The sequence below is a fragment of the Niallia sp. FSL R7-0271 genome, from assembly GCF_038005785.1.
Lineage (GTDB): Bacteria > Bacillota > Bacilli > Bacillales > Cytobacillaceae > Niallia.
In genome coordinates, this window is sequence record NZ_JBBOTZ010000001.1 from 2129405 (window position 1) to 2147581 (window position 18177).

General features: G+C 39.4%; 20 protein-coding genes and 1 other annotated feature. Of the genes, 5 read left to right on the forward strand and 15 right to left on the reverse strand.

What is annotated here, in order from left to right; all coding sequences use genetic code 11:
* Positions 1-54: 54 nt before the first annotated feature.
* Positions 55-684: a YitT family protein gene (locus tag MKX82_RS10870; protein WP_341077092.1), complete on the reverse strand. Its 630-nt coding sequence runs from the start codon at positions 682-684 to the stop codon at positions 55-57.
* A 217-nt stretch (positions 685-901) separates the two neighbouring features.
* Between MKX82_RS10870 and MKX82_RS10875 the strand changes: the two genes are divergently transcribed.
* A complete protein-coding gene (locus MKX82_RS10875) occupies positions 902-1348 on the forward strand; it encodes an Lrp/AsnC family transcriptional regulator (RefSeq protein WP_251645667.1) in 447 nt (148 codons plus the stop codon).
* Between the two features lie 44 nt (positions 1349-1392).
* Here MKX82_RS10875 and MKX82_RS10880 read toward each other — a convergent pair whose 3' ends face one another.
* The 4 genes from MKX82_RS10880 to MKX82_RS10895 form a co-directional block, all read right to left on the reverse strand.
* A complete protein-coding gene (locus MKX82_RS10880; protein ID WP_233313691.1) occupies positions 1393-2175 on the reverse strand; it encodes an HAD family hydrolase in 783 nt (260 codons plus the stop codon).
* A gap of 130 nt (positions 2176-2305) precedes the next feature.
* Positions 2306-3499 carry a class I SAM-dependent rRNA methyltransferase gene (locus tag MKX82_RS10885; protein ID WP_445738842.1) on the reverse strand — a complete coding sequence of 398 codons (1194 nt, stop codon included), beginning with the start codon at positions 3497-3499 and terminating at the stop codon, positions 2306-2308.
* 119 nt (positions 3500-3618) lie between these two features.
* Positions 3619-4227: an ATP-dependent Clp endopeptidase proteolytic subunit ClpP gene (gene clpP / locus MKX82_RS10890; RefSeq protein WP_282581435.1), complete on the reverse strand. Its 609-nt coding sequence runs from the start codon at positions 4225-4227 to the stop codon at positions 3619-3621.
* Positions 4224-4850, reverse strand: coding sequence for a sigma-70 family RNA polymerase sigma factor (locus tag MKX82_RS10895; protein WP_341077099.1), 627 nt, complete (start codon positions 4848-4850; stop codon positions 4224-4226). Before MKX82_RS10895 ends, clpP begins: the two co-directional genes overlap by 4 nt.
* Positions 4851-5062: 212 nt before the next feature.
* Between MKX82_RS10895 and MKX82_RS10900 the strand changes: the two genes are divergently transcribed.
* Entirely contained in the window at positions 5063-5722 is a 660-nt protein-coding gene (locus MKX82_RS10900; protein ID WP_341079505.1) for a DUF3885 domain-containing protein, read from the forward strand.
* A 36-nt stretch (positions 5723-5758) separates the two neighbouring features.
* On the opposite strand, the gene MKX82_RS10905 is transcribed toward MKX82_RS10900, so the two are convergent.
* A complete protein-coding gene (locus MKX82_RS10905) occupies positions 5759-6400 on the reverse strand; it encodes an HAAS signaling domain-containing protein (RefSeq protein ID WP_341077100.1) in 642 nt (213 codons plus the stop codon).
* Positions 6397-6729, reverse strand: a complete 333-nt coding sequence (locus MKX82_RS10910) for a PadR family transcriptional regulator (RefSeq protein WP_233313685.1) — start codon at positions 6727-6729, stop codon at positions 6397-6399. The genes MKX82_RS10905 and MKX82_RS10910 overlap by 4 nt, the downstream gene beginning before the upstream one ends.
* 198 nt (positions 6730-6927) lie before the next feature.
* Here MKX82_RS10910 and MKX82_RS10915 point away from each other — a divergent pair, with 198 nt between their 5' ends.
* A complete protein-coding gene (locus tag MKX82_RS10915; protein ID WP_341077101.1) occupies positions 6928-7791 on the forward strand; it encodes a YitT family protein in 864 nt (287 codons plus the stop codon).
* A 90-nt stretch (positions 7792-7881) separates the two neighbouring features.
* On the opposite strand, the gene MKX82_RS10920 is transcribed toward MKX82_RS10915, so the two are convergent.
* From MKX82_RS10920 to MKX82_RS10945, 6 genes are all read right to left on the reverse strand, one after another.
* A complete protein-coding gene (locus tag MKX82_RS10920; protein WP_233313683.1) occupies positions 7882-8781 on the reverse strand; it encodes an AEC family transporter in 900 nt (299 codons plus the stop codon).
* Between the two features lie 34 nt (positions 8782-8815).
* Positions 8816-10063 (reverse strand): glutamate-5-semialdehyde dehydrogenase, encoded by a 1248-nt coding sequence (locus tag MKX82_RS10925; RefSeq protein ID WP_341077105.1) that lies wholly within the window; start codon positions 10061-10063, stop codon positions 8816-8818.
* Positions 10064-10077: 14 nt separating this feature from the next.
* Positions 10078-11166 (reverse strand): glutamate 5-kinase, encoded by a 1089-nt coding sequence (proB, locus tag MKX82_RS10930; RefSeq protein ID WP_237941516.1) that lies wholly within the window; start codon positions 11164-11166, stop codon positions 10078-10080.
* A 71-nt stretch (positions 11167-11237) separates the two neighbouring features.
* Positions 11238-11454 (reverse strand) — a binding site (T-box leader).
* Between the two features lie 57 nt (positions 11455-11511).
* Positions 11512-12288: a Cof-type HAD-IIB family hydrolase gene (locus MKX82_RS10935; protein ID WP_245399869.1), complete on the reverse strand. Its 777-nt coding sequence runs from the start codon at positions 12286-12288 to the stop codon at positions 11512-11514.
* A gap of 154 nt (positions 12289-12442) precedes the next feature.
* A complete protein-coding gene (locus tag MKX82_RS10940) occupies positions 12443-13423 on the reverse strand; it encodes a DMT family transporter (protein ID WP_233313680.1) in 981 nt (326 codons plus the stop codon).
* A 118-nt stretch (positions 13424-13541) separates the two neighbouring features.
* On the reverse strand, positions 13542-15254 hold the full coding sequence (locus MKX82_RS10945) for an ABC transporter ATP-binding protein (RefSeq protein ID WP_233314744.1): 1713 nt from the start codon (positions 15252-15254) through the stop codon (positions 13542-13544).
* 274 nt (positions 15255-15528) lie between these two features.
* Here MKX82_RS10945 and MKX82_RS10950 point away from each other — a divergent pair, with 274 nt between their 5' ends.
* On the forward strand, positions 15529-16440 hold the full coding sequence (locus tag MKX82_RS10950; RefSeq protein ID WP_233313679.1) for a LysR family transcriptional regulator: 912 nt from the start codon (positions 15529-15531) through the stop codon (positions 16438-16440).
* A 45-nt stretch (positions 16441-16485) separates the two neighbouring features.
* Here the strand turns inward: MKX82_RS10950 and MKX82_RS10955 are convergent, their stop codons facing one another.
* Together MKX82_RS10955 and MKX82_RS10960 are read right to left on the reverse strand one after the other, a co-directional pair.
* Positions 16486-17082 carry a DJ-1/PfpI family protein gene (locus MKX82_RS10955; protein WP_237941517.1) on the reverse strand — a complete coding sequence of 199 codons (597 nt, stop codon included), beginning with the start codon at positions 17080-17082 and terminating at the stop codon, positions 16486-16488.
* A 19-nt stretch (positions 17083-17101) separates the two neighbouring features.
* Positions 17102-17611, reverse strand: coding sequence for a GNAT family N-acetyltransferase (locus MKX82_RS10960; RefSeq protein WP_233313677.1), 510 nt, complete (start codon positions 17609-17611; stop codon positions 17102-17104).
* Positions 17612-17784: 173 nt separating this feature from the next.
* Here MKX82_RS10960 and MKX82_RS10965 point away from each other — a divergent pair, with 173 nt between their 5' ends.
* A complete protein-coding gene (locus MKX82_RS10965; protein ID WP_233313676.1) occupies positions 17785-18090 on the forward strand; it encodes an antibiotic biosynthesis monooxygenase family protein in 306 nt (101 codons plus the stop codon).
* Positions 18091-18177: the final 87 nt, after the last annotated feature.

An 18177-nucleotide genomic window follows, 5' to 3' on the forward strand; every position in this document is an offset into this window, starting at 1 on the left:
AGCACCTTTAGGTAGACTTTTTCAAGAGCCTGCTAAAGGTGCTTTTTCCCTTTATTACATAGTACTTGTTTCCAATATCGGTTCCTTTTTTGATACTTTTACAGTAGTCTTATTATTGCGTTTTGCTATTTGTTCCTTAAAGAAGCTCATCATAGTAGACACAATTAGCACAGATAATATACTGTATAAGCCTCTCACAACCCCAATACTGTACATGCCAATAAGAATAACTACCGTGTCAAAAATAAAGTTTGTTTTTCCCATATTCCAGTTAAACTGCTTCTGCAGTGTAATGGAGAGAATTTGTGCTCCTCCTAGGGATGAGCCATTCATAAATAGAACAACAACACCTGCTCCAATAATGATTCCTCCGACAACTGAACCGATGAGCGGATGAAAAGTTAGAGGCGGGAAATACGCAGAAATCACGGATGATAATACAGTGACTGTTGTTACTGCCAAAATCGTTGAAAATGTAAATTGTTTGCCCATTTTTTTATAGGACAACACATAAAACGGAATATTTATGACCGTGAACAAAACCGCAAACGAAATGGGCATTAAATAAGAGGCACTTAAGCTTAAGCCTGCCGTTCCGCCCGTCACAAGGGAAGAGCTTTTGAGCACATACAAGCCTAATGATGTAAAGAAACAGCCGGCAATCATGATTAATATTTTTTTCAAACAAAACACTCCTAATATGATAAAATATTGAGTTGGGTATGAGAGAGGATGGCGAAATCGCCAAAATTCACAGGTAAATTTGGTGGTTATGTTACATATTTAATGATAGAATAAGAAGGAGCATTTTTACATATCAAAAAGCATATATTAAACAAAATTAACCTTAAAAATGAAGCGAATAATCTATATATAATTTCAATTTGCAAAGGAGTTAAAAATGGATAAGGTAGACGTGCAATTATTAAAATTATTGCAGGAGGATGGAAGAATAACGGTAAGCGATCTTTCTAAACAGCTTTCTTTAAGCCGGCCAAGCGTATCAGAACGCCTCCTCCGCCTGCAAGAAAGAGGAATTATTCTTGAATTCACAGCAAGAGTCTCTCCTGCAAAGCTTGGCAGGGAAACACTTCTGTTCATTCAAATAAGTGAACTGAAGGAAGATCCCCATAAGTTTGAGGAGTTTATTAAGACAGAAGCGGATATATTGGAATGTCACCGTGTGACTGGACCGATTAGTTATACAATAAAGGCTGCTGTATCTGGAATTGATGGCATGCGGATATTGGTCGACCGGTTAATACCCTTTGGCACCATCAATACTTCGGTTGTACTGGCATCACCTGTTCCATACAGACATCTGCTGCCAAAGGAAGACAAGGAATAAAAAAAGAAGCTCATGTTAGGCAAATGCCTTCATGAGCTTCTTTTTTAGCCAATCTCTTTAAGAAGAGGAATCAGCTCCAGCAAATCTTGAATTTCATATGTTGGATGAACCGTTTCTGGCGTTTTCTCTTCTCTGTTAATCCAAACCGACTTCATTCCAACCCTTGATGCGCCAAGAATATCTGTATTAAGATTATCCCCGACCATAATGCAGTCACTGACATCTAGACCAAGCAAGGAAACGGCATGCTCAAAAATAGCAGGATCTGGTTTACCTTTACCGAAATCACCTGAAATAACAATTTCGTCAAAATATGGTGCAATTTCAGGCGTAATTGTTAATTTCGTGTTTTGCAGCCCTGGCGAACCATTTGTTAAAAGCAGCAGCTTGTACTTCCCTTTAAGCTCATCGAGCACTGCAAATGTTTCTTCGTATACGAAAGGAGATTCTTTACGAAAAGCAGGAAATTGTTCTGCTAAATATGCTCCGAATTCCTTATCATCAATTCCCATCGCCAAAAGTCCATTCGTCCAAGCATCTTTACGATACATCGGAACAATAGCCTTCATTTTTTGGAATGATTCATGCTGATCCGCAAACTCCCCCCATAGTCCTTCAAACGGATTGATGCCAATCATCTGTGTAAACGCATATGTTTCATATGCTTGATATAAGCTTTGCGCTTCTTTTCGGACTGCTTCTTCTAGGCTGGAAGCTGCAATTTGGTATTTGTCTTCAGCAAGCTTGCATGTTTTTTCAAATGCTTCTTTAACACTGCGTTTATCCCAAAGGAGTGTATCATCTAAATCAAACAATATTGCTTTCACTTTTTCCAATCCCCATTCCATATGTACTAATAATCAATGCTAAATATTAGATTACTAGGTAAAGACATTTAAGTAAACAGTGATTTGATAAAGAAATTTTGCTTTGTTAGTCAATAACTATTTTGAAAAACTATTTAAGCTTTTTAATAAACACAACTTTTAAATAATTACTTTCCTTTAAATGACGAATATTCGCAAAGTCCTCCGGTAAGCCAAATTCCTCTAGAATCGTATAACGATCTTTTTGTTTTCCGAAAGCTTCGTGGATAAATTGTTTAAACTTCTTCATATCAAAGGTGCTGCAGTTTGTCGAAGCAACGATAACACCTGATTGTTTCGTAATACTGATTGCCTCTTTCAAAAGATTAGCATAATCCTTCGTTGCACTAAAAGTATGCTTTTTGCTTCGCGCAAAGCTTGGCGGGTCAAGGATGACCATATCAAATGCGAGCTGCTTCTTTACGGCATACTTGAAATAGTGAAAAACATCTTCTACTACAATCTTCTGGTCTGTTAGACTGATATCATTGTATTCAAAGTTCAGTGAGGTTTTGGCTCTGCTTCTATTTGCTAAGTCAACACTTGTTGTGGATTTGCTTCCACCAATGGCTGCTGCCACAGAAAACGCACCTGTATAGGAGAACGTGTTCAGCACATCCTTGCCTTGTGCATACTTGTCGCGAATTGTTTTCCGAACTTCACGCTGGTCAAGAAAAATCCCCGTCATTGCCCCTTCATTTAGGTCTACAGCAAAGTTCATGCCGCTTTCTTTCACCATAATCGGGAACTCTCCTGGTTCTCCGAATGTAAAATCATCGCCTTCAACATATGTACCGTTCGTATCAAACCGTTTCTTTTCATAAATGCCTTTAAACTCAACATGCGTATCGAGTGCTTTAATAATCCACTCCTTATATTCGTAAATCCCTTTGCTGTACCATTGAATCAGCAAGTATTGATCATATTTGTCGACAGTAAAACCGCCGATGCCGTCTCCTTCCCCATTAAACAGGCGAAAAGCAGTCGTTTCATTATCATGATATAATGCTGCTCTTCGATTATTTGCTGCTTTAATTTTCCCTTCAAAAAAAGAATAATCAATCGCTTCCTGAGGATTAGTTGTGAGGATCCAGCCGATCCCTTTATTTTGAATGGCATAATAGCCTCTGCCAATAAATTTTCCTGCATTATTTTTCACATCGATAACTTGGCCCTCATGTAATCCTTTTATTCCACGAAGAGAATCTTTGTACAAGAGCGGGCTGCCATTGCGAATGCTTTTTTCAAATGCTTCTTCTATTGTTACTTGCTTTACTGTCATGATTTTCACCTTTTATCTTCCTGCAAAATAGTCAATCCTTATTATAGCGTATCGTTTGGGAAAAAACGAATCAGGCAATAAGAAAAGCAGCCTGTTGTTCACAGGCAGCTTGTTAGTCAAATTTATTTAGGCAGGATAATCTCATCAATAATCCCATACTCTTTCGCTTCAAGTGCAGACATGAAATAGTCCCGCTCTGTGTCATGAGCTATTTTTTGGACATCTTGCCCTGTTCTGTCTGCCATGATCGTATTTATTTGCTCGCGCAGTTTCAGAATTCTTTTCGCTGTAATTTCAATTTCTGTCGCTTGCCCGCGCGCACCACCTAACGGCTGATGAATCATAATTTCACTGTTCGGCAATGCATATCTTTTCCCTTTCGTACCTGCAAGCAGCAGCAATGCACCAAACGAAGCAGCCATACCTGTGCAGATGGTACGCACATCTGGCTTAATATATTGCATCGTATCGAATATAGCAAAGCCTGCTGTAGTGGAACCGCCTGGTGAGTTAATATAGAGGGAAATGTCTTTATCAGGGTCTTCTGCAGCTAAAAACAAGAGCTGTGCGACAATATTATTGGCAACATGGTCATTAATTTCATCTCCGAGCATGATGATGCGGTCCTTCAAAAGTCTTGAATATATGTCATAGGAGCGTTCTCCCCCGCTTGACTGTTCAATCACATATGGAATAGCGTTCATTTTTTTGCCCCTTTCTTCATTTGCTATGCTGCCATTTGCAGAATCGGCCCAGCATTATGCCGCTTTGAACTCGAATGATGAAGCTTTTGAGCTGCCAAAATTTCTTTAATCAAAATATCGGGATTTTGCCGTTTTAGCGCTTCATAATAAAGGCTGCTCGCATCTTTAACGTCATTACCTTCTCCGCTATGCTGCTTGTGCATTTGGTTTCTGGCTCGAAACAAGATCGACTTTATTGCCGTTTCTGTCATTTGCAATACTTCTGCTGCTTCTTTAATACGATAGCCAAAGCCTTCAATCAGCAAAAAAACCGCTGCTTGCTTATTAGTAAGCTTTTCAGCTACATGCTCAGCAAGCATCATCTTTTCAGCAGCAGATTCATTCTGCACTGCTTCCGTTTTCATGGCGTGGTTTTGCTCCAGCTTTCTTTTCCGAAGTGTATCAATCCAGTGATTTTGAACAATTTTCTTTAATAATGCTGGCGTTATATCACGATCACTGTATGATTCAATTGCCTTTATGAAGGCATCATGAATAATATCTTCCTTTTCCCATTTATTCATCGAAAGGTATTGGCAATACTTATTTAAGCTGTCGTAATGCTTTTGCAGATTGCTGTTTTGCCATTTCTTTAAGTGTTGCTTGCTCAAACTTAATCCCCCCTTTTTTCAGGTGTCATACTTTGAACGGTTAAGCAGGCAAAAAAGATACGGGGCAAAAAAATTCTTTTTTGCAAAGCTTATTTCTTCTATATATTATACCGATGTATAACGATTCTTGCTAAAACAGGGTATTTTTAACAGCATGATATATTGTATGATAATAAGAAAACAATCGCTATTATGGAAAGTGAGCAATGGACATGCACCTTAATGACTATCTCCAGGGAAGGTTTCGAACCCTCGCATTGGTACCTAGTATTTATCATCAATGGGATATTGGCATTCACTTTACCCTTGGAGAAAATATCTATCCATTAAAAGAAAATGGTGACATGAATCTGGAAGGATTTCAGGTAATCTATCAGCAAATATTTGATATTTTTAATGACTTATTCGAGCAGGACGATGATTTATTTCTTGTCACAAATATCTATAAACGAACAAAAGAAAAAGCTACAAATAAATTGAAGGTATATCAACCATACGTTAAAGACAAGGATGCTTTATACCGCATCCATGTAAAAACATTTCCATATCCATTTGAACTAGAGGAAGCTGAACAATTTGAGATGCAACAGTTTTCACTATACTGTAAACAGAGCGACTTACATTTAGCTGGATTGCTAAAGGGAGCTTGTAATGAGGATTTTCCGCTGCAGCCTAGATTCGGAGGATACGACACTGGTTATCCAGATGTCTTCTTTGTGAATATCACAAAAGATATAATATTCTTTATCTATGATGATCGTGGCTGTGAAGTAATAGCACTGGATGCCGAACGGCTTCGTCCGCTGTATGAAAAATACTATGATTGGATAGAGGAAGCTGATAGAAGTAAGATGAAACAAACATTTACATAAAAAAATTCTCCTTTCCTATATAGGAAAGCAGAATTTTCAAATCGATTTTGTTGTTCCGTAACGAAATCCTAAAATCGATACCGGATAGAACAGAATCGTGAAAACAATACAAACGGCTGTAAATTCATTTGTCAGCAGCGGGGCAAAAACAGCTGGCGGAATGATGCGCAAGACGACCATCATCATCAGGAATAAATTAGGCATAAGCGCTATGTAAAAGGTTCGTTTAAACAGTTTTTTTCCACCAAGACCAAACTCTTTCCCAACTTCAAACCTTAGTAACAGCCAATAAAATAAATACAAAAATATTATTAAAAACGGAATGCTTGTCAGGAAAAACCACAGCTGTTTCACGGTTGGGCTTGGAATAGAATGATAAAAAACGGTTAAAATTAAGCCTGCTGCAAAAAAGATAAAGTTGCCGAAAAAGAAAATCCACTTTGTTCTGGAAGCAGTTATCGTTCTCTCCTCACTAAACAATGCTGCCATATCTTTTGGCTTGACGATTCTTGCTATAACTTGCTCCATCGCTTCTGCTTCACTAATTCCAAGACTAGAAATCTCTGCGATTAAGTCTGTTAAATGCTGTTCATATTCAAGCAGGATGTCCTCCACTCGTTCATGATTTTCTAAGCATGCACGGAGGATATCCAAATACTCCTGTTTGGAAGAAATCATACCCCTCTTCTCCCAATTACCTTATCAATTGTCTGCACAAAGCTTTTCCATTCCTTCGTTTTTTGCTCGAGTATTTCTAGGCCTGTCTCTGTTATGCGATAATATTTCCGGGCAGGTCCCTTTTCAGAGTCCTTCCAGAAAGATTCCACATATGCCTGCTTTTCCAGCTTATGAAGCGCTGGATATAATGTACCTTCTTTCACCTGTAAGGAATAATCACTGCGGCTTTCCATTTCCTTCACAAGCTCATAGCCGTACATTTCTTTTTCCGCTAATAACTGCAGCAGAATCAACGACGTACTTCCCTTCACCAGCTCCCGGTTGAACATTTCTTTCACCTACCTAGAATAATAATGTACTGTATATTCTATATCTTTCCATAAAAACTTGCAATGAATTTTATGTAAAAAACCCGTAAATTAGCGGTTTTCAAAAGAAATTATTATATAACCAAAACTGGAATATTTTTTCACTTTCTTGGCATTATAAATATGTTACTTCCTTAACTTCGGGAGGGTTCAAGACAAATGGGAAAAATACATAAAAAAGAAGGAAAATTACATTTAATTATCCGGTATATCATGCTAATGATCGGTGCGAGCCTCGCTGCGGCAGCGATTGAATTATTTCTTATCCCAAATACAATTATCGATGGGGGTATTATCGGCATCTCCCTAATCATTAATTATATGACCAATTTCAGCTTCGGAATCTTGGTGCTAATTATCAATATTCCATTCTTGTTCGCCGGCTATAAATATATTGGCAAGAACTTTTGCATCTCCTCGTTGTTCGCTATTATCATGCTAGCTGTAGTCGAATCAGCGTTGCATCATGTTCAGCCATTTACAACAGAGCCCCTTCTTGCCACGGTTTTTGGGGGACTGCTGCTCGGCACAGGAGTTGGACTCGTGATTCGCAATTCCGGCGCCTTAGACGGCACAGAAATACTCGGCATTCTTTTATCCAAAAAGATGCCCTTTTCTGTCGGCGAGTTCGTCATGTTCCTAAACGTGTTTGTGTTCACATGGGCCGGCTTCGTGCTTGAATGGGAACAAGCCATGTTTTCCATCCTTACCTACTATATCGCCAGCAAAGCAATTGATGCTGTCATTCAAGGATTTGACGACACGAAAGCAGCAATGGTCATCACAAACGAATACGAAGAAATAGCAGCAGCATTGTCAGACCGCCTTGGCAGAGGTGTGACAAAACTAAAAGGCAAAGGCGGCTATCTCGATCAAGAAAAAGAAGTGCTCTATGTCGTGTTCACCCGCCTTGAAATTGCCAAATTTAAAAGCATCGTTTTGGAAATTGATTCAAATGCCTTTATTACGATTATGGATACACAGGAGGCGCATGGAGGGAAATTTAAGAACGCGATACATTAAGACAGCCTTGTTGGTGGATTAGGCTGTCTAAAAAAACAAAACCTTGATTGAATATTTATTCAATCAAGGTTTTGTTCATCTATAAAACTGCTAAACAATAAATAACACAATCGGCAGTGTGACAATACTAGCTAATGTACTAAACAGCGTTGCTGTTGACACAAAATCCGGTTCTGTTCCATATTGGAGAGCATACATCGTTGTATTGGCGGCTGACGGCATTGCAGCTAATACAATCATCACTTGTTTAAGCATATCATCAACTGGGAGTACTAATGTCATGCCCCACGCAATCAATGGTGATACGATAAGCCTTAAGGTTAAGGCAAAGGATAATGGCTTGACTTGGATTTTTTTGACGGATATTTTTGCTAGTGTCATCCCTAAAACGAGCATGACTGTTGGGATAGCTGCATCTCCTACCATCTTAATGGCATCAAGCATGGTTGCAGATAGTGGGATATTTAGAAAATGAAAAATCACACCGAGGAGTGCGCCATACATAATCGGCACTTTCAGGACTTTCTTCCATGTATCATTTGCGCCTTCATTGTCTGCTGATCCTTTTGCTGCATAATAAACGCCGATTGTTGCCATAATCAGCTGCTGAATTACCATCAGGATAACGGCGTAATGAAGGGCTGGCTCTCCAAATGCGAACAAGACAAGTGGAGTGCCATAGTTTCCATTATTCATGAAGGCAGATGACAGGATCATCCCGCATGTTTTTTTAACGTCATACCCTCTTAGCTTTGCGACAATATAAATGATGCCAATGATGCCGAATACGAGTGCTAATGCGTAAATGGCCATCATGAGATAGTCTAAATTAAAGGTTGTTTCGTAAAAAACACTAAATGATAATAACGGTGTCATTAAGTAGACCGTCATTGTTGTAATCGACTTTGTATTTATATGAAGAATTTTTTCACCGACAAAGCCGACAGCAAAAATAAAAAATATTGGCAACAGGACTGTTACAAACTGCATTGGTATTCGCTTCCTATCTTATGAAATAAACGTATTAGTTTCTGATTTGGCCGTTTCCATATATATAGTATTTCGACGAGGTCAAAGCTTTTAGTCCCATTGGTCCTCTTGCATGGAGCTTTTGTGTGCTAATGCCGATTTCTGCACCATATCCAAATTCAAATCCGTCTGTAAAGCGAGTGCTTGCATTATGATAAACAGCAGCTGCATCTACACTGGATAAGAAAACTTCTGCATTTTCACTGCTTTCAGTAAGAATTGCCTCAGAATGCCTCGTGCCATACTTATTGATATGTGTGATCGCTTCTGTTACATCATCAACAATTTTCACACTGATTTTCAAGGCGGAATATTCCGTATACCAATCCTCTTCCGTTGCTAAAATGGCATCAGCCCAGTCATTTGTAACCGTACTGTCTCCGTAGATTTCCACACCATGGTCTGCTAATGTTTGCAGCAATTCTTGGCCGTATTGCTTATACCAGTTTTGGTGAATTAAGATTGTTTCCAAAGCATTGCAGACAGATGGACGCTGTGTTTTGCCGTTAAGACTGATGGAAAGTGCCATTTGTTTATCAGCGCTATCGTCGATAAATAAATGACAGTTTCCAGCGCCTGTCTCAATGACAGGTACAGATGCCTCTTTAACTACTGTATCAATCAGGTTTTTCCCGCCTCTTGGGATAAGAACATCCAAGTATTCTGTTAAATGGAACAGCTCTTTTGCTGTTTCTCTGCTAGTATCTTCAATAAGCAGGACTGCATTTTCAGGAAGAGCTGACTTCTTTAACGCATCATGAATAGAACGCACTAAAGCAATATTGGAGCTCGCTGCAGAAGAACTTCCTCTAAGCAGGATGGCATTGCCTGTTTTTATCGACAGTGTTGCTGCATCTACGGTCACATTTGGTCTTGCTTCATAAATCATGCCCATCACACCGATTGGCACTGTTTTTTTGTGGATCAGCAAGCCATTTTCTTTTTGGATTTCTTCCAGTGTTGCCCCAATTGGATCTTCAAGTTCAATGAGCTGTCTTATCGCCAGCGCCATGTCTTCTATCCTTTTTCCATTAAGCATAATTCTGTCCAAAACAGATGCTGACAATCCTGCCTTTTCTCCGTTGATTAAGTCTGTTTTGTTTTGCTCAATAATATAGGCTTGATCTGCCAAAAGCTGATCTGCAATAAGCGCAAGCGCCTCATTTTTATCCTTAGTCGTAAATTTCCACAGCTCCCTGCTTGCTTGCTGTGCTAACTGCCCTTTTGTTTGTACTTCTCCCATTCGTAAGACCCCCTTTAGATTTTCACCCAGCTATTACGGTGGATAACTTCTTGCAGCTGTCCCTCTTGTTTAGGTAGATTTCCTGCCAGTATTTCATGGAGTTCTTGTGAGCCGTAAAGAACTTCCCCTTTACCGATCAATCCTGATGTGCCAATCACTTCGACAACATCACCTTTTTCGAATAATCCTTCAATTTCATAAATGCCTGCCGGAAGCAAGCTGCTTCCCTTTTGCAGCAAAGCTAGTTCTGCCCCTTCATCCACATATACTTTTCCTTCTACTTTGGAATGGAGGGCAATCCATTGTCTATTGCTGGTAATGGCACTTAATCCTTCCGAACCAATATAGGTCCCATCTCCGTTGCCTTCAAGGATGGTTAAAAGCTTATCTTCTCCGCTCCCGCTGCCGATGAACACTTGTACGCCTAGACTAAGAGCTGTCTCTGCAGCAATCAGCTTCGATTTCATCCCGCCAGTTCCTACTTTTGAGCCGCTGCCTTTCGCTCCTTCTAAAAATTCTGGTGTTACTTTTTCAATATAATCAAGACGTTTAGCATTTGGATTGTCTTTCGGATTGCTGTCGTAGAGCCCATTAATATCTGTCAAAATTATCAGCTGTTCTGCGTGGATTAACCCGCTTACAAGTGCTGAGAGCATATCATTGTCACCGAATGTAAGCTCTTCAACTGACACTGTATCATTTTCATTGATAATCGGCAGGATACCTCTTTCCAAAAGCTCTGACAAGGTGGAGTAAGCATTGCGGTAACGCTCCTTCTTGCTGAAATCATTTCTTGTCAGCAATATTTGAGCAGGTACGATTCCGTATTCTTTTAAGCTCTCTGTGTAGTGCTGAATCAGCAGACCTTGACCGACTGCAGCAGCAGCTTGTTTTCCTTTTAGCGTCACTGGACGCGACGGGTATCCTAGCTGCTTGAATCCAGCTGCAACTGCACCAGAGGAAACAAGTATTACTTCCTTGCCTACTTTTTTTAACGCTGCAATACTTGCGATATGATCCTTTAGTTTAAGCTGATCAATTTCTCCCTTTGAGTTCGTGAGCGAACTGCTGCCGATTTTCACCACTATTCTTTTTCTGTCCAAAACGATTACCTCCAACATCCCGTATCATTTATCTGTTTGACTGTAATAAAAAAAAGCCCTTTTCATCCTATAAAAAGGACGAAAAGGGCTTTTCCGTGGTACCACCTTAATTGGACAAAAGACAATGCTCTTATCCCACTTTGTCTGATAACGCCAGATAACACGCCTAGTTTTCTAGGACTCGAAAGGCAGGTTCTGCGGCATGTCGTCATGGAGCCTTTCAGCTTATAAGCTCCACTCTCTTTTACGAATGGTTATCGCATACTATTCCTTTCTCTTCGTTCGCTTCTTCTTTTTTATTTATTATAGCAGTTATTTTTTTTGTTTCAACATAATTTCTGCAGTTTATTTTTCTAATACTGGCTCTTGCTCAGCCTGTAATGCCCATTTGCGAATAGCATACGCCACGCCATTTTCGTCATTTGTTTTTGTTGTAGCATTAGCCGTTTCTTTCACGATATCTTGTGCATTGCCCATCGCCACACCAATGCCTGCCTCTTTAATCATGCTGATGTCGTTCAAGCTGTCTCCGACTGCCATCACTTCATCCATTGTAATGTCAAGTCGTTCACAAACCGTTTTTAGCCCTTTGGCCTTGTTGATGCCTAAAGCGTTCACTTCAATATTAACAAGCGATGAATTGCTTATTTCAAAAATATTTCTTGCCTGCAGTTCTTTCAACACTTCATTTCTAATGGCATCATCGTCAATATGGTAGCCGAACTTCAGCCATTCGATTGCGTCAATATCCTCAGGCATTTCGTTATTCCAAAGCTTGCCGCAGCTGATGGCCCAAGTTTTCGCACCATGTTTTTGCGCAAGCTCCCAAAGCCAGCGCATTTGCTCTGCTTCAACTAAATTCCGTTCAATTAAATTGCCTTGCCAATCCCATATTTCACTGCCGTTTACTGTGACTAAATATGTTTTAAGAAACAGACTTTCCGCATGATCTTTGCATGTTGCGATTGATCTGCCTGTGCTTAAGACAACATGAATGCCGGCATCTTGTGCCTCTTTAATTGCTTTGCGGTTTTCCTCAGGTATTTCGCCGTTGCTGTTCAATAATGTGCCGTCCATATCAAGGGCGATCAGCTTTATTGCTTTGTTTTGTTCATTGGTCATTTTTGTTGGTCCTCCAAATCTAGTTTCTTAGAAGTGATAGCCAAAATCATGACTGTCATTCATTACGATCATTGTTGTTACCATTCCATACAATAGTATACATATACCTGCCTAATAAGTAAAAAAATTTCAATAATTAACAAAACTTTAATAATCAATTGAAATGATGCGCTTCTTTAGCTAATTTTAGTTTTTTAATATTGCGGGAAAATATACTATGCAATACCATGCCAATAATCACAATTCCAATTCCAAGCAGGGAAACTGGACTCGGCAAACCTGCAGAAAGAAACACCATTTCTCCAATTAATGCAAATAGCACTTCAAATGACTGTGTTGCTTCAACAGCACCAAGCTTCTGCATATTATCCTTTGCTAAATCTGTAGCTGCAAAAAAGAGAATCGTCGCAACAACACCAGAAAATAAAGCTACAATTCCGGATTGGTATACTTGCATAACAGACGGTAAACCTGCAGTCATCCATCCATAAACAGACAGAATAAGCCAAAACGGCAGGCTAGCAATCGTCATGCCAAGCACTCGCTGAAAAACATCAAAGCGGCCACCTGCAACCTCCATCATTTTCCGATTGCCAAGGGGGTATGCAAAGGATGCAATGAGTATTGGTATGAGACAAAGCAGTGCTTGGGACAGGGATAAGCTCCTTGCAAACTCAACCTGCATAAATACGATTCCAACAATTATTAAAAGGGAAAAGCCTAAGCTTTTAATGGGGATTTTTCTTCTTGCATGGACAATAGTTCCGTCACTTGCGGCTATTTGCTCCATAAACAACGGTGCAAGCAGTGTACCTGAAATAATCGTCAGCTGCCATGTTCCTGCAATTAACCAGCCTGGCCCATAGGCGGATGCAAAACAAATAAACGAATAGAAAATCCCAAATCCGACAGAACTCCACAATATCCATTTGAGAGCATTATTACGAAGCTCCAGCAAAATCGGCTTTAAATTCCCTCTAATTAATACAATAATCACTAAAAAGGGAACCATAAAAAAGTAGCGCAGGGATGCACTCCATACCCAGCTTCCCCCATTCATCTCCATCGCTTTATTCAAAACAAACGTAAAAGCAAAAAAGAAGGCAGACGCAATTCCTAACATTATCGGTCGCATAAAACAGGCACCTCCATAAAAAAATTACTTATAACCAATATATCGCATATTAAATACTAACTTCAATTGCTATTTTTGCAAAAAAAAGAAGATGCCTTCTAAAAAGGCATCTAAAAAGTTAACGCTGGTATTGAACACGATGAAGATTAGCGAAAATACCGCCTTTTTCAATCAGTTCATCATGTCCTCCTTCCTCTTCAATCCCGTTTTCGGTAACAACAACAATGCGGTCAGCATTGCGGATTGTTGCGAGTCTGTGGGCAATCACTAATGTTGTACGGTTTTTCGCAAGTTCATTTAATGATGCTTGAATAATTTGCTCTGTTTCTGTATCAAGGGCAGAGGTGGCTTCATCGAGAATAAGTATTGGCGGATTTTTCAAGAACATTCTCGCAATCGCCAGCCTTTGCTTTTGTCCTCCCGACAGCTTCAAGCCCCGCTCTCCTATTTGTGTGTCATAGCCGTCTGGAAGCTTGCGGATTAAATCTTCCAAGTGAGCTCTTTTTACTGCTTCATGTATTTCTTCGTCTGTTGCATCTAGTTTTCCGTATGCGATATTTTCTTTTAATGTACCTGTGAACAGGAACACATCCTGCTGAACAATCCCAATTTGAGAACGCAAGGAATGCTTTGTCATATCACGGATATCCATGCCGTCAATTTTAATGGCTCCGCCGTTCACGTCATAAAACCTTGGCACTAATGAACAAATTGTCGTTTTCCCTGCACCGGACGGACCAACAAATGCAACTGTTTCGCCCGCTTTAATGTTCAGACTGATTTGGTCTAAAACAGTTCTGTTATCATAGCCGAATGTCACATTATTAAATTGAATGTCCCCACGCAATGCAGGCACTTCCACTGCATCTTTGCGGTCTTGAATTTCAGGCTCTGAATCAAGCAGATCCAAGAAACGTCTAAATCCAGCCATACCTTTCGGATACAGCTCCAGCAATGCACTGATTTTATCTATTGGCTTTTGCAAAATGTTAACATACAGAATAAATGCAACTAGCTCACCGTTTGTCAGCTGGCCATTAAATGTCAGCCATGCTCCATAAACCAATACTACTAATGTGAAAAAGCGCATTAGCATGTAAACAGAAGATGAAGTTAAAGACATTACTTTGTATGCAACGATTTTCGCTTTTCTGAAACGTTTATTATTAACAGAAAAACGCTCCATTTCATAGTCTTCGTTCGTGAAGGATTGGACAACACGCACACCGGATACACTGTCTTCAACGCGGGCATTAACATCGGCAATATCGCCGTACATATGCCTCCATGCTTTATTCATGCTCTTATTGCAGTATGTGATCAGCCAGACGAGCACAGGCACGATGAAAATGACGATTAACGCAAGCTTCACATTAATGGTCAGCATAATCCAGAAGGCGCCGACAAATGTCATGATTGCTATAAACAAATCTTCAGGACCATGGTGGGCAAGCTCGCCGATATCAAACAAGTCATTTGTAATTCGGCTCATAACATGACCTGTTTTTGTATTGTCAAAGAATTTAAAGCTTTGCTTTTGGACATGATTGAACAGCTGTGCACGCATATCTGTTTCAATATTAATTCCAAGCTTATGTCCCCAGTAGTTAACAATATATTGCAAATAAGTGCTTATTAAATATAATGCCAGCAAGCCGCAGCTTACAGAGACGATGGTACTCCAATTTCCCTCAGGAAGGAGCTTATCGATAAACCAAGTAACAGCCATTGGGAAGGCAAGTTCCAAAATTGCCACAATGACAGCGCTCGAGAAATCAAGAATGAATAATTTCTTATGCGGTAAATAATAAGTGAAAAAACGCTTTATCATCATATGCTCCTTTTATATAATTTTAACAGTTCTATTTGAGAATCATTATTGATTATAGATGTTTACTCCTATTTATTCAAGGAAAATATTTTCATTATCGAAATAGTCACAATTTATTTTCAAAAAGCTGGGATCGGTATAAAAATAGTAAATTTTCAGTATTTTTTGAATTGTTAAAGGATTTATCATTTATTTAAGCGAACTAAGTATATACTAAAAAAATGAAGATGCGAAACGAAGACTTCAAATCTGGCAGAAGGAGAGTGTGAGAGGATTGGATTATCATTTATTGACATTTGTCACAGTTGCTGAAAAGAAAAATTTTACTCGAGCTGCCGAAGAGCTCCATATTACACAATCTGCTGTAACGCTTTCCATAAAAGCTTTGGAAAAGAAGTATGAAGTGAAATTCTTCGATCGTACGAACAAATACGTTCGGCTTACTCGTGCTGGTGAAATATTGTATTATCATGCCAAGCGTATCCTAAAAGAGTATGAACAGGCGGAAGGCCTTATTGATGACATAACGAAGGTTGTGAGCGGTCCTCTCTTAATTGGGTCTAGTTATACATTCGGTGAGTATTTACTGCCCAGATATATTTCTGATTTTATGAAAGTACACCAATTAATTGAACCGAAAGTCTCCATCAGCAATTCTAGCAGCATCATGAAGCAAGTTCTTGATGGCAGTCTTGATATTGGCATAATTGATGGGGAAGTCAAAAGTCACCCTCACCTGCATATCACTCCCTTTGAACAGGATGAACTGGTAATTATCGTAGGCACTGATCATCCTTTAGCAAGCTTTCGCACGATCGATCTGGAAAGCCTGTACGGTGAAACATGGATCTTACGGGAAGAAGGTTCCGGAACGAGAGAGGTTATTGACAAACTGTTTGAAAAGCATGCCTTTTCTCCCCTTATTTTGAGATCGTTTGGCAGCACGCAAATTATTAAAGAGTCTGTTGAAGCAGGGATTGGCATTTCGATTGTTTCTAAGTTTTCGATTCAAAAAGAACTTCATATGAAAACAATCCATTCCATCCGGCTTAAAAATGAACAGATTAACCGAAACTTCTCCTATGTCATCCCAAAAACAGATATCCACACTCGCTCTGTTGAATTGTTTACCCAATTCTTAAAATCCAAAAATGGGTTCTCACTTGAAGCAATTTCTTATAAATAACAAGGGAAAAGAAGGCTTCTGCAGTAGAAGCCTTCTTTTTTTAGCTTATTCTGGCAAATCATACTCCATTCTTTTTGCTGTTATGGCTTTTTCATCTGCTCCTACTAATCTTTCCACAAGATGGAATGCCATCGTTATCCCTGCAGAAATGCCGCCTGAAGAGACAATTCTGCCTTCATCAACAAATTTAACGCCTCTAACCACTTCCACTTTGGGGAAGGTTTCTGCGAAATTATCGTAGGAAGCCCAATGTGTCGTCGCTTTTTTCCCATCCAAAAGCCCTGCTTTTGCAAGCAGCAAGGCACCTGTACAAACAGAAGCCACAAGCTCTGCTGTTTTATTTTGCTGTTTTATCCATTCCATCAATTTCTCATTATGTATTTCTGTCAGCCTTGCTCCCGGTCCGCCAGGGATGATGATTATATCAAATGCTGGGGCATTTTCGAAGGAATAGCTAGGCAACACTTGCAATCCGTTCCTCGCAGCAATCAGCTCTCCTGTTTCTGAAACTGTTTCTACCTTAAATGGTTTCCTATCATCACGATCCTTAAAGGAGGCTACTGACAGCACTTCAAAAGGTCCTGCAAAATCAAGCACTTCCACATCATCAAATAACAGTATTCCTACACTTCTTGTTTTCATCCCTGCAACTCCTTTTCTCTCAACTACTCGAAAGATAGAAAATCATATGCTGTTCATCAAAGTATTGTCCATCCACCTTTAATGCGTTCTTTTCCAATCCAAAAACAGTGAAGCCGAATGATTCGTATAAGGCAATTGCACCTGCATTTGTGGAAACGACAGCCAGCAGCAATTGCTCAATATCATACCTTTTTGCTAGAGTAATTACCTCTGTCAAAAGCCGTTTGCCAATCCCTTTGTTCCGAAAATCATCTTCTATAAAAAATGACAGCACACTTGCCTTATGCTTAATTTTTTTATAGGTTTCCTTTTGAAGGGTGATGCTGCCAACAAGGCGTTCATCCATAAATGCACCTATAGTAACCCTTGTTGGGTCCTTTAAGAGAGCTGTAATCCTCTTAATGGGATAGAGGCGTTTTTGTTCTTCTTCCACGGTTAATAAAAAGGCATCTGGATGCTGCTTTAATGTTGTTAACCGCAAATTCCAGTAATCTTTTGCGTCCTTTGGTTTAAGCACCCTTACCTGCAAAACGAATCCCCCCTTTCTTATGTTGTCATATGATTTTTGTTCAGGAAAAAATTTTTGCTAGGTTTCTAACTTAATAATTCCATATTTCTTATATGCTTTCCTTCTATACGATGAATTTTCTGATAAATTTATGGTACGATAGTAAAAAATTAATTTCAGAGGAGTTTTGCTTCATGTTTATTGTTCAGTCAACCTTTCCAGTCCCAGATGAAAAGGCGCTTGAAGTCATTGAAATCTATAAAAACCGTTCCCGATTAGTAGACAAAAACCATGGATTTATCCGCTTCCTTCTGCTCCAAAATGAAAAAAACAAAGGAGAAATTACCGTACATATGGAATGGGAAACGAAGGAGGATTACTTAAAATGGGTCAGGAGCACAGAGTTTAAGGATATTCACGAGCTTGAGAAAAAATACCCAGATAAGGAATTAGCCTCGGTTATTCCTACTGTTAAACAATTTGCAGTCGTTGCTGAATAAATTTCTACATTAGAACACAAAAAACCGGCTGACATAATGGCAGCCGGTTTTTTTAACTAGTTAAGACTAGATTCTTCCTGCGATATA